We start from the raw sequence: 11,771 nt of genomic DNA, 5'->3' as shown, positions 1-11,771 counted from the left end.
CGATGCGCGCTACGACACCTAATTTAAAGGCTAAGGTGTAATCTCGTTGTGTGCGCTTACGGCTTGAGTTAATGGGTGTTGTCATAAAGACGTCCTCTTTATGTCAACCTATTTCCGGACGGGACAACCGGGTACAAAAAAGCCAGTCTTTAGACTGGCTTTTTATTTAGCGCGAATACTGATTAATCAGCACTAGCGGCTTTATCTTCATTGCTATAAATCAAGATAGGATCGCTCTCACCTTGAATAACCGTTTGGTCGATAACTACTTTCGAAATGTTATCAATCGATGGCAAGTCGTACATGGTATTAAGCAGTACAGCCTCAACAATTGAACGTAGACCACGAGCACCGGTTTTACGTTCCATGGCTTTATGAGCAATCGCCCGTAATGCGTCTTCACGGAACTCTAACTCAACATCTTCAAGTTTGAACAAAGCGCCATATTGCTTGGTTAGCGCGTTTTTAGGTTCACTTAAGATTTGAATCAAGGCGTCTTCGTCTAACTCTGTTAGCGTAGCAACCACTGGTAAACGGCCGATGAATTCAGGAATAAGACCGTATTTTACTAAGTCTTCTGGTTCAACTTTAGAGAAGGTCTCGCTTAACGAGTTCTTATCCGCTTCGCCTTTTACTTCTGCGCCAAAGCCTATACCAGTACCGGTTGAAGCACGCTGCTCAATCACTTTATCTAAACCGGCAAATGCGCCGCCACAGATAAACAAGATTTTAGAGGTATCTACCTGCAAAAACTCTTGCTGAGGGTGCTTGCGTCCGCCTTGAGGAGGCACTGATGCAACTGTACCTTCGATTAGCTTAAGCAATGCCTGTTGTACACCTTCACCAGATACATCACGAGTAATCGACGGGTTATCTGATTTGCGAGAAATTTTGTCAATTTCATCGATGTAAACAATACCGCGTTGGGCTTTCTCAACATCGTAATCACATTTTTGCAGTAGTTTCTGAATAATGTTTTCTACGTCTTCGCCCACGTAACCTGCTTCGGTCAATGTGGTGGCGTCGGCCATCGTAAATGGCACATCTAACAGGCGAGCCAGCGTTTCAGCTAGCAGTGTTTTACCACTACCTGTTGGACCAATCAGTAGGATATTACTCTTACCTAACTCGATACCGTCGGCTACATCACCATTACGCAAGCGCTTATAGTGGTTATACACCGCTACCGCTAATACTTTTTTAGCATGGTCTTGGCCGATAACGTAGTCATCAAGGTGTTCCCTAATTTCTTTAGGAACCGGTAAGGCATTGCCTTCTTTCTTCGGCGATATTTCTTTTATTTCTTCTCGAATAATGTCGTTACATAACTCAACACATTCGTCACAAATATAGACGGAGGGACCGGCAATCAGCTTTCTCACTTCATGCTGGCTTTTACCGCAGAAGGAGCAATACAACAGCTTGCTGCTATCTCCATCACCCTTGCGCTTATCTGTCATTCGTTAACCTCAAACTATGTAGCACTCTTAGCTTTTATCTACAGTGTAAATCAATCCGCTAAGAATGCTATTTTCACTATGCTCTATCTGTACAGACCGTGAAACAATACTAATTATTCACGACGTGCAAAAATATCGTCGACGATACCATATTCCTTGGCTTGTTCAGCCGTCATATAATTATCGCGATCGGTGTCTGCAGCGATAGTATCAAAACTTTGTCCGGTATGCTCGGCTAACAACTCGTTCATACGACGTTTTGTTTTAATGATCTCATTTGCATGAATTTCAATATCAGATGCCTGACCTTGATAACCACCCAAAGGTTGGTGAATCATTACTTTAGCATTTGGCAAACAGTAACGTTTACCTTTTGCGCCACCAGCCAGTAAGAATGCGCCCATGCTAGCCGCCATTCCCATACAAACCGTACTAATATTTGGTTTGATAAACTGCATAGTGTCGTAAATTGCCATGCCAGCGCTAATAGAGCCGCCCGGCGAATTAATATAGATAAAGATATCTTTCTCTGGGCTCTCTGATTCCAAAAATAGCAACTGAGCAACCACTAGGTTAGCCATGTGGTCTTCCACTTGGCCAGTTAAAAAGATAACTCGGTCTTTTAGTAGTCGAGAATAAATATCAAAAGAGCGCTCCCCTTTAGAGGTTTGCTCAATAACCATTGGCACCAAAGCCGCCATGGGGTCGAATGCAGACTGATTAACTTCTTTAGACATTGATGCGCTCTTCCTTAAAAAAAATGGCTCGTATGTAGTACATACGAGCCATTATATGCGAGATAAAGGTGGCTAAGTCAAATTAGACCTTAGTTTGCACCTTGCTTGTTCATAATTTCGTCAAAAGCGACTTCTTTTTCAGTTACTTTTGCTTTATCAAGTACAAATTCAATCGCTTGTTCTTCTAACACTACGTTACGAACGTTGTTCATCAACTCTTCGTTTTTAGCATAGTGCTCTAAAACTTCTGTTGGATCTTCGTAAGCAGATGCGAAAGAAGCAATATGTTGCTTAACTTTTTCATCGTCAGCTTTCAGTTCGTTAACTTTAATTAACTCACCTAGTAGCAAACCAGTGCGTACGCGACGTTGCGCTTGCTCTGTGAATAGCTCATCAGGAAGCTCAGGAGCATTTTGTGCATTTTCACCAAAACGTTGCATAGCTTGCTTACGTAGCTGCTCAATTTCTTGAGACACTAGCGCCGCAGGCACGTCAATTTCGTTTTGCTCGATAAGACCAGCTAACACTTGCTCTTTAACACCCGCTTTAAGCGTTTGCTCTAGCTCGCGCTCCATGTTCTTGCGGATCTCAGCTTTAAGTGCGTCTAGTTCACCAGACTCAATACCGAATAGTTTAACGAATTCTTCGTTAACTTCTGCAAGTTCAGGCTTCTCTACTTTGTTTAATTTAATATCGAAAGTAGCCGCTTTACCTTTTAGATTTTCAGCGTGGTAATCTTCAGGGAAGTTCACTTCGATAGTGAATTCTTCGCCAGTTTTCTTACCCATGATTCCATCTTCAAAACCTGGAATCATACGACCAGCGCCCATAGCTAGGTCAAAACCTTCTGCTTTGCCGCCTTCGAATTCTTCACCGTCAATTTTACCTAAGAAGTCTAGGTTTACGCGGAATTCGTTTTTAATCATGCCCTTGGTTTCTTTCCAAGTAGCTTGTTGCTTACGTAGAGTGTCGATCATTGCATCAACATCTTTTTCGTTTACTGTAGCAACTTGTTTCTCAACTGCGATTGCATCTAGGCCAGAAACTTCAACTTCTGGGAAGATTTCAAACGTAGCGCTAAAACTAAACTCACCATCTTTGGTGTCGCCAGGCTGAAGTGCTGGTGCACCTGCTGGGTTTAGTTTTTCTTGAATGATTGCTTCGTAGAATGAACGTTGCATAGCTTGACCTGTCACATCGTGACGAATCGCAGCACCGTAACGCTTCTTAATGACGCTTACTGGCACTTTACCAGGGCGGAAACCGTCAATGCGAGCACGACGTGATTCTTGACTAAGCGCTTGCTCAATTTGCTGTTCGATTTGCGCAGCGTCAATCGAAATCGTAACACGACGCTCCAAGCCCTGAGTTGTTTCTACTGAAACCTGCATTTTATTACCTCGGCTATAGTCAGCACCCTGCTGACAATTTACTTACGTAAACAATGGGAGTTTAACTGCTCACTACTGCGAACCAGCTGTCCTTGAATAAGGGCCCATAATTTCAAAACGCCGCATTATAGCCATGGTTTCGGTCAAGGTCGAGGCTGTTTGCTCGATAATCACAGATATCGCGTAAATATTTGCTGCTACGCATACCCGTTTGGCGATTTTAAACGCACAAACCCCAAAACGCGCCCAAATAAGCCTTTAGCGCTAAATGATAGATTGATTGCTTATTGTTAGCTCGGCCGCACAAAAATAGACCAACGACTCTAGAATACTAGGCAAGGCGATTACTAACTTTTATACTCTCCCCCAATAAACCAAGTGTAATTATTAGGGATAGATGAAGAACCAAGGCTTTACGTTAATCGAGTTAGTTGTGGTGATTATTGTTCTTGGCATTCTTGCGGTTACCGCTGCCCCCAAGCTCTTAAACCTTTCAAGCGACGCGCGGATTAAAACCATTGAACAGATCAAGGTCAGCATTAAGGCCGCTAACGATCTACTCACACTAAAATCTTATATGCCCAGCTATGTTGCTCAGCAAGTTGTCAACCGTGAGGATTTAATCGACGTTGATATGGATGGTGATGGTAACTTTGATGTGTTTAACCCCGATAGCCCAGACGTGCGCTTAAAATGGCGCTATTTAGACAATACCGACATTACTAAGCGTATTGATATTGACGATACGTTTGTACTACAAGAACAAGGGATTGCTTTTACTTACCTAGGTTACGATAGAAACGATAACGGCCAAGTCACCGACGACAACTGCTATTTTCAATATACTCAAGCCAGTAATGATACTACACCTCCGCAATACGATTTAATCACTAGCGGCTGTTAGCTGACTTAAACGACCTCGTTAAAGGCCTAAATATTCTCACTAATTCAACAGCCAAACAGCTCAACTAAAAGCAATATCAGTTAACACCGCCGCAACACACAAGAAACATCAAACCATTTTTGATGTCAGCATCTTATACACCAATCACCAAAAGGTCACACCACTTAGTGACAAATCAATCATTTATGGTTTGGCGCGCTTAATGCACTCGCAATCACGCACTAATTGTAAGGATATAAAACAACTAAAAAGTTAAAAGGATATAGACCATGGAAACGTACAAAAAGATAATCACTACTGCATTGTTTGCTAGCACATCATTTACTAGCTTTGCTGCAACTATCTACCTAGACCCATTTGCTGATAACTTACGATTAACTGATGGCGCATCAGCACTTAGCGTTGTTAGCGAATCGAAATCCACTTTAACGGGGGGTAGCTGTGTAGGTACGATTTGTAAGCACAATGACAATTCTCAATTTAGCAATGATGGCACGGGCGGCCTAATGGGCTTATTACCCTATACGGCTAGTCTGGATACACAAGGTTTAGGCACTGATTGGGTGCTAGACCTCGAATACGAAGATGTTTCAGGAGGCTATGCTAACGGCGTATCATATTACGACGACTATAAAACCTTTGGTTTCCACCTTCACAATAAGTTAAACGGAGAAACCCACAAAATTGCTGAGCTTCTTGTCACCGGTGGCCACCTAGAAGTAGGTAATAGCCATATAGATGGTTTATTCAACTATGACTGGTATGACGACACGGTTGATAGCGACTTAGCCACAAGCTTTTTCAATATTAAAGTAAACAATACTATCACTTCTATATATGACTTATGGGAGCAAGGTAGCGACGTAGCTTGGCGCTGGGATTTTAATATCGCCGGAGGGGAAGAGATCCTTTATACAGGTGATTCAACGGCAGCGTTTCGAGATGTCAGCATCACCGGCGAAATGCAAATATACGCTGTAGATGAGCCCACTACACTGGCAATATTTGGTATTGGTTTAATACTATTAAGCAGTGTTAATCGTAAACGATTTGTTTAACACCATTTGTCACTAAATCAGTCTAAGGGCTGATTTAGTTTTTACTCCACCCCCACAAATAATACATAAACCTCAATGGAGTAGATGAAATACGTCTTGGTAGACGAATCGATTATTAAGAACGCTTTACCGGAACAAGTTTATTTACTGAGAGTAAACTGATAACACATGATGAGAGAGTTGCGAGTGGTAAATACTGAGTAACAAATACAAAAAAGCCCCGTCATTACTGACGAGGCATCATATAGTGGCCGGTGATGAGCAAAGTTTAAAAGCGAACGCCCGACTTTATGCCTGAATCCTCACCATCGCAGCTTACAGATACAAAAAAGCCTCGTCATTGCTGACGAGGCTTAATGTAGTGGTCGGTGATGAGAGATTCGAACTCCCGACCCTCTGGTCCCAAACCAGATGCGCTACCAAGCTGCGCTAATCACCGAAAACTTGTTGGTATGTTTTAAGCGTTACCTACGCTTACACCAATAATGGTGCGGAAGGAGAGACTTGAACTCTCACACCTTGCGATACTAGAACCTAAATCTAGCGCGTCTACCAATTCCGCCACTTCCGCAAAACTATTTTCGCAACATTGCTATGGCAATGTAGTCGAATAATGGGGTGAGTAATGGGGCTTGAACCCACGACAACCGGAATCACAATCCGGGGCTCTACCAACTGAGCTATACCCACCACAAACTTTTCGTGCTAATTAAAGCACATATTTGGCGCACCCTGTAGGACTCGAACCTACTACCTACGGCTTAGAAGGCCGTTGCTCTATCCAGATGAGCTAAGGGCGCATCTTTAGCGTCAAATAACCCAGTGTAAACACTAGGCTTTAAAATTTGGTCGGTGATGAGAGATTCGAACTCCCGACCCTCTGGTCCCAAACCAGATGCGCTACCAAGCTGCGCTAATCACCGATTTGTTTAAAGCACTGCTTTGTGCCCTTCAACGGAGGCGAATACTACCCACTTGGATGGTCAGCGTCAAACAGTTTTTAACGCTTATTTACCGATTGGTTACAGCATAGCCAAATTGAGTAGTTTTCGACAGTATCGCGCTCCATTTATCATCAACTTACCTTCTATAAAGGTTAGATGAGCTTACAGCACTCTCCTCATTCTAAACGCAACAAGTGATTATTAAGATCATTGTTATTTGTTAATCCAAATCAAAAGGCTATTACGACTAAAGTAGTAGTCTTTGGCTGTTTTATAAAACACACATTAAATACAACTCAATTGTTACAGTTGGAATGGAATCTCATGAGTGATGTAGCGTTATCCATCTTGGTCTTATCGGCCGTGGCTGTTATTGGCCTTTGGTTTGGTGGCTTAAAAATTCGCGGTGTTGGCTTAGGCATTGGCGGCGTATTATTTGGCGGCTTATTTGTTGGCCACTTTATTAAGCAATTTGGTTGGCACCTCGACCCCCATGCCCTGCACTTTATTAAAGAATTTGGCCTTATTCTGTTTGTTTACACTATTGGTATTCAAGTAGGTCCTGGTTTCTTTGCTTCCTTAAAAGCCAGTGGACTAAGGCTTAATTTGCTCGCCGTTGGCATTGTATTGCTTGGCGGTGTGACCGCCGTAGCCTTACATTATATCTTCGATCTTCCTTTAAATGTCTTTTTAGGCATATATAGTGGCGCAGTAACCAATACCCCCTCTTTAGCGGCTGGGCAGCAAATATTGCAAGAGCTAGGCATGGCAACCGAAGACACCACGGTGCTTGGTCTGGGTTACGCCATGGCTTACCCCTTCGGCATTCTAGGCATCTTACTAACGATGTGGATTATTCGCTTAGCCTTTAGAATAGATATAGATAAAGAAGCTGAAGAGTTTGACAACGCTAAAGGTAAAAAGAAGCAAAGCCTATTAGACATCAATGTCATCATTGAAAACCCCAATTTGAATGGCTTAGCATTTTCTGAATTAAGTAAGCTTATTGGTGAAGATGTTATTTGCTCGCGAGTTAAATCTGATGGCGAGCTTAAAGTCCCTAGTCCCGATATGCTTATGCACAAAGGCGACTACCTGCATTTAGTTGGGCCCAGCCGAATTAAGTTAGACCAGGCCACATTGATTATTGGCCAGGAAATTAGCGAGTCATTATCCACCAAAGGTACACTACTTCGTAGTGAACGGGTGGTGGTTACTGAAGAACGTATTCTTGGTAAAAAGCTTAGTGAGCTCGATTTAAAACACAGTTTTGACGTTATCATCTCGCGACTAAACCGTGCCGGAGTGGAGCTAGTTGCCAACAAAGACACCATCTTACAGTTTGGTGACATTTTAAACATTGTCGGCCCCAGTGAAGATATCGAAAAAGTGGCCAAAAGCCTCGGTAATGTGCGCAGTAAGCTACAACACGTACAAATGCTACCTATCTTTATCGGCATTGGTTTGGGGGTATTGTTAGGCTCTATGCCTTTGGCTATTCCAAGCTTACCAGCCCCCCTAAAACTAGGTTTAGCCGGTGGGCCGCTGATTGTAGCCATTATATTGGCCCGAATCGGTAGCATAGGTCGCTTGTATTGGTTTATGCCACCGAGTGCCAACTTGGCCTTACGAGAAATAGGTATTGTGTTGTTCTTAGCGGTGGTAGGAATTAACTCAGGCGCTAACTTTATTGAAACCTTAGTAGAGGGTGACGGCTTAAGTTGGATGTTCTACGGCGCGTTTATCACCTTAATCCCATTGTTAATCATTGGGTTTATTGGCCGTTACATACTTAAAGTTAACTATCTCAGTTTATGTGGCTTAATGGCTGGATCAATGACTGATCCACCAGCCTTAGCTTTTGCTAACTCTATTCACAGCACTTCAGGCGCTTCTGCGCTTGCCTATGCCACCGTTTACCCCTTAGTGATGTGTTTACGCATCTTATCTCCCCAGGTTATTGCCGTATTGCTTTGGGTTGCAGCTTAATCTTAAAGGCCCGCTTAATGCGGGCTTTTTCATTCCGTGACTAATAAAGCCACAATTCTCTTCAAAAAAATCTGACATTTTTTCGCCTATCATGCCAAAATAGCGCCCTCTAACATCGCCAATCATTCGTTAAAGAAGAATCAATGTCTGCACAAATAATTGATGGAAAAAAAATAGCCCAGCAAGTTCAAGATAAGGTTGCTGAACGGGTAAAGCAAAGAGTCGCTGAAGGAAAACGTGCTCCTGGACTCGCGGTAATTTTGGTGGGTGATAACCCCGCCTCTCAAGTATATGTAGGCAGTAAGCGCCGAGTATGTGAGGCCGTAGGCTTTATTTCTAAATCAATCGATTTAGATGACAATACTGATGAGCTAACGCTATTAGCAGAGATTGACAAACTAAACGATGACCCACTAATAGACGGTATTTTAGTTCAACTACCGCTACCAAAAGGCATCGATGAAACCAAAGTTGTTGAGCGTATCCGTCCAGATAAGGACGTTGATGGCTTTCACCCCTACAATATTGGCCGCTTAGCCCAGCGCATTCCCGCTTTGCGCCCATGCACCCCTAAAGGCATTATCACGCTAATCGAATCTACCGGTGTAAGCCCTTATGGCTTAGAAGCCGTAGTGGTTGGTGCATCGAATATTGTGGGTCGACCAATGACCTTAGAGCTATTACTCGCAGGTTGCACCACCACCACATGTCACCGCTTCACTAAAGACTTAGAAGCGCACGTGCGCCGCGCTGATTTAGTGGTAGTCGCCGTTGGCAAGCCGCAATTTATCCCCGGTGAATGGATTAAACCAGGAGCGATGGTTATCGATGTAGGTATTAACCGATTAGACAGCGGAAAGCTAGCCGGCGATGTTGAGTACGAAGTAGCGCGTCAAAATGCAGCGTTTATTACGCCGGTACCAGGCGGCGTTGGCCCAATGACTGTAGCCACCTTGATTCAAAATACCTTAGAAGCCTGTGAAGAGTTCCACGACCAATAATTAAAACTGGCGAGTACTTTACTCAAAGTATTCGCCTTTTCTAATGCAACTTAATCAAAAGTAAGCTAATTTTAAACAAGGAACTTGACTAGGATAGCTTATGTTCGGCCGTTACTTATTGGCATGTGTTTTGTTACTGCCCCTCGCCTCTCGGGCGACCACAATTAATTTTGTAACGGAAAACCTCCGCCCATTTAACTACGTTGAAGACGCCCACTTAACAGGTATTTCGGTTGAATTGTTGCGCTTAGTTTGGCAAGAAATGGGCGAAGACCCACAACCAATTCAAGTAAAAACTTGGGAAAAAGCCTACTACTTACTGCAACATCGGCCTAATATGGCCTTGTTTTTGACCATGCGTAGCCCACGTAGAGAACACATGTTTCATTGGGCCTGCCCAATCACCACCTCAGATATAGAGTTAATTGCCTTAAAGTCACGCGCCATAGAAATAGACGAAGTTGGCTCTGACTCCAAAATTTTATATGGCGCAATGAAAGCCGGTGTTGGTGAACAGTTGTTGCTTTATAAAGGTGTAGAGTTTGAACAGATATCGTTAACTGATGACCTTGAGAAAGCTCTACGAATGTTAAAGCGTGAGCGAGTTGACGTGATAGCGTCTGAACCGGAAGTAATTAACCAAACCGCTGCGGCTTTAGGTTTTGAAGAAGAGTTGTTTGAATCAGTTTACCCACTTGGAAAACTTGAAGGTTGTTACGCCTTTAGCCAAGGCACAGATCCTGAGTATTTAGAACGATTTCGCCGAGCACTGTCAAAAGTCACAGCTACCGAGCAATATCAACGCCTGCTAGACAAATACCAGATGTAAAAAAGGCAGCCTAAGCTGCCCTTTTATTAGTTTGAATACTTTATTTAAGCCTTACGCCAAGTAGTTCCGCCCGCTCCATCTTCTAGCACAATGCCCATTTCACTTAAGCGATTACGCGCAATGTCTGCGGCAGCCCAATCTTTGTTAGCTCGGGCTTCATTACGGGCAACAATCAATGCTTCAATCTCAGCTACTTCGCTATCGTGTCCGCCTTGTAAAAAGCTATCTACGTCTTGGTTAAGAACACCTAGTACGCTGCTTAACTCAAGTAACAAACTGGCATATTGCCCAGCCAACTTCACATCGCTCTCTTTAACACGGTTAATCTCTTTGGCTAACTCAAACAATACTGGTAAGGCTTCTGGCGTATTAAAGTCATCGTCCATCGCCGCTTTAAATTGCGCTCGGTAAACTTCGGCCTTTTCTCCGGCAATATCTTGCAGTTCAACTCCGCGTAAAGCGGTATATAAACGCTCTAGTGCAGAGCGAGATTGCTTAAGATTACCTTCTGAGTAGTTCAATTGGCTGCGGTAGTGACCAGACAATAAGAAGTAACGCACCGTTTCCGGATCGTACACTTCTAGCACATCTTTAATGGTGAAGAAGTTACCCAAGGATTTCGACATTTTTTCTTTGTCTACTTGCACCATGCCCGAGTGCATCCAATAGTTCACATAATTGGTTTTATGGGCACAGCAAGACTGGGCGATTTCGTTCTCGTGATGAGGAAAGGCTAAATCTGAGCCACCACCATGAATATCGAAAACATCGCCTAGGTGCTTCATGTTCATTGCTGAACATTCTATATGCCAACCAGGTCTACCATCACCCCAAGGCGATTCCCACATTGGTTCGCCCGGCTTAGCGCTTTTCCACAGCACAAAATCCAAGGGGTTACGTTTATCTTCTTCGACTTCTACCCGCGCGCCTGCTTGCAGCATTTCAAGGTTCTGCAAGCTCAGCTTTCCATAGTCAGCAAAAGTATTCACTTCAAACAATACGTCACCACTATCCGCTACATATGCGTGACCATTAGCTAACAATTTCTCGATTACCTCTATGATTTCAGGCATGTGGGTGGTTACCCGAGGCTCTATATCTGGGCGTAGCATATTTAGAGCGTCAAAGTCGGCATGCATAGCATCGGTAAAACGCTCTGTTAGCGCTTCACAACTTTCGCCATTTTCAGCCGCACGCTTGATAATCTTGTCGTCAACATCAGTGATATTACGTACAAAATTTAATTCATAGCCTGACCAACGTAAGTAACGAGCTACGGTATCGAAAGCGGCGAAGGTGCGAGCATGGCCAATATGGCAGTAATCGTAAATGGTCACTCCACAAACATACATACCCACTTTCCCTTCTTCTAAAGGTTTAAAAGCTTGTTTCTTGCGGGTTAAGGTATTGTATATCTGTAACATCTATTTGTTTTCCTGTTCCATCTACGGGTAAATT

Annotated in this window: 10 protein-coding genes and 5 tRNA genes; 5 read left to right on the top strand and 10 right to left on the bottom strand. The window is 43.4% G+C overall.

The genetic code is table 11. The features are described 5' to 3' along the window. The 4 genes from FFR00_RS20950 to tig all read right to left on the bottom strand — a co-directional run. Window positions 1–85: valyl-tRNA synthetase (locus FFR00_RS20950; protein WP_137672878.1), on the bottom strand; the 85-nt coding region annotated here is incomplete at its 3' end. A 97-nt stretch (window positions 86–182) separates the two neighbouring features. Continuing rightward, entirely contained in the window at window positions 183–1,460 is a 1,278-nt protein-coding gene (gene clpX / locus FFR00_RS20945) for an ATP-dependent protease ATP-binding subunit ClpX (protein ID WP_137675368.1), read from the bottom strand. A gap of 113 nt (window positions 1,461–1,573) precedes the next feature. After that, a complete protein-coding gene (gene clpP / locus FFR00_RS20940) occupies window positions 1,574–2,197 on the bottom strand; it encodes an ATP-dependent Clp endopeptidase proteolytic subunit ClpP (protein ID WP_137675367.1) in 624 nt (207 codons plus the stop codon). An 89-nt stretch (window positions 2,198–2,286) separates the two neighbouring features. Continuing rightward, the gene (tig, locus tag FFR00_RS20935; RefSeq protein WP_137675366.1) at window positions 2,287–3,588 is read right to left on the bottom strand and encodes a trigger factor; all 1,302 of its coding nucleotides are present in this window, start codon (window positions 3,586–3,588) and stop codon (window positions 2,287–2,289) included. 397 nt (window positions 3,589–3,985) lie between these two features. Here tig and FFR00_RS20930 point away from each other — a divergent pair, with 397 nt between their 5' ends. Both FFR00_RS20930 and FFR00_RS20925 read left to right on the top strand, forming a co-directional pair. Then, complete coding sequence (locus FFR00_RS20930) at window positions 3,986–4,492, top strand: Tfp pilus assembly protein FimT/FimU (protein ID WP_137675365.1); 507 nt, start codon at window positions 3,986–3,988, stop codon at window positions 4,490–4,492. 269 nt (window positions 4,493–4,761) lie between these two features. Continuing rightward, window positions 4,762–5,550: a hypothetical protein gene (locus FFR00_RS20925; RefSeq protein ID WP_137675364.1), complete on the top strand. Its 789-nt coding sequence runs from the start codon at window positions 4,762–4,764 to the stop codon at window positions 5,548–5,550. A gap of 362 nt (window positions 5,551–5,912) precedes the next feature. On the opposite strand, the gene FFR00_RS20920 is transcribed toward FFR00_RS20925, so the two are convergent. From FFR00_RS20920 to FFR00_RS20900, 5 genes are all read right to left on the bottom strand, one after another. Next, window positions 5,913–5,989 (bottom strand) — tRNA-Pro (locus FFR00_RS20920). A 47-nt stretch (window positions 5,990–6,036) separates the two neighbouring features. Then, a tRNA-Leu gene (locus FFR00_RS20915) sits at window positions 6,037–6,121 on the bottom strand. Between the two features lie 43 nt (window positions 6,122–6,164). Further along, window positions 6,165–6,240, bottom strand: a tRNA-His gene (locus FFR00_RS20910). Between the two features lie 33 nt (window positions 6,241–6,273). Continuing rightward, a tRNA-Arg gene (locus FFR00_RS20905) sits at window positions 6,274–6,350 on the bottom strand. A gap of 46 nt (window positions 6,351–6,396) precedes the next feature. After that, window positions 6,397–6,473, bottom strand: a tRNA-Pro gene (locus FFR00_RS20900). Window positions 6,474–6,818: 345 nt separating this feature from the next. Between FFR00_RS20900 and FFR00_RS20895 the strand changes: the two genes are divergently transcribed. The 3 genes from FFR00_RS20895 (at window position 6,819) to FFR00_RS20885 (ending at window position 10,313) form a co-directional block, all read left to right on the top strand. Next, window positions 6,819–8,483 carry a putative transporter gene (locus FFR00_RS20895; RefSeq protein ID WP_137675363.1) on the top strand — a complete coding sequence of 555 codons (1,665 nt, stop codon included), beginning with the start codon at window positions 6,819–6,821 and terminating at the stop codon, window positions 8,481–8,483. A 143-nt stretch (window positions 8,484–8,626) separates the two neighbouring features. Beyond that, window positions 8,627–9,484: a bifunctional methylenetetrahydrofolate dehydrogenase/methenyltetrahydrofolate cyclohydrolase FolD gene (gene folD, locus FFR00_RS20890; protein ID WP_137675362.1), complete on the top strand. Its 858-nt coding sequence runs from the start codon at window positions 8,627–8,629 to the stop codon at window positions 9,482–9,484. A gap of 100 nt (window positions 9,485–9,584) precedes the next feature. Further along, window positions 9,585–10,313: an ABC transporter substrate-binding protein gene (locus FFR00_RS20885; RefSeq protein WP_137675361.1), complete on the top strand. Its 729-nt coding sequence runs from the start codon at window positions 9,585–9,587 to the stop codon at window positions 10,311–10,313. Window positions 10,314–10,357: 44 nt separating this feature from the next. Here FFR00_RS20885 and cysS read toward each other — a convergent pair whose 3' ends face one another. Next, window positions 10,358–11,737 (bottom strand): cysteine--tRNA ligase, encoded by a 1,380-nt coding sequence (gene cysS, locus FFR00_RS20880; RefSeq protein ID WP_137675360.1) that lies wholly within the window; start codon window positions 11,735–11,737, stop codon window positions 10,358–10,360. Window positions 11,738–11,771: the final 34 nt, after the last annotated feature.

Origin of the sequence: Agarivorans sp. Toyoura001, from assembly GCF_005405585.1 — a bacterium.
GTDB lineage: Bacteria > Pseudomonadota > Gammaproteobacteria > Enterobacterales > Celerinatantimonadaceae > Agarivorans.
This window is presented reverse-complemented; position numbering and strand designations above follow the sequence as displayed.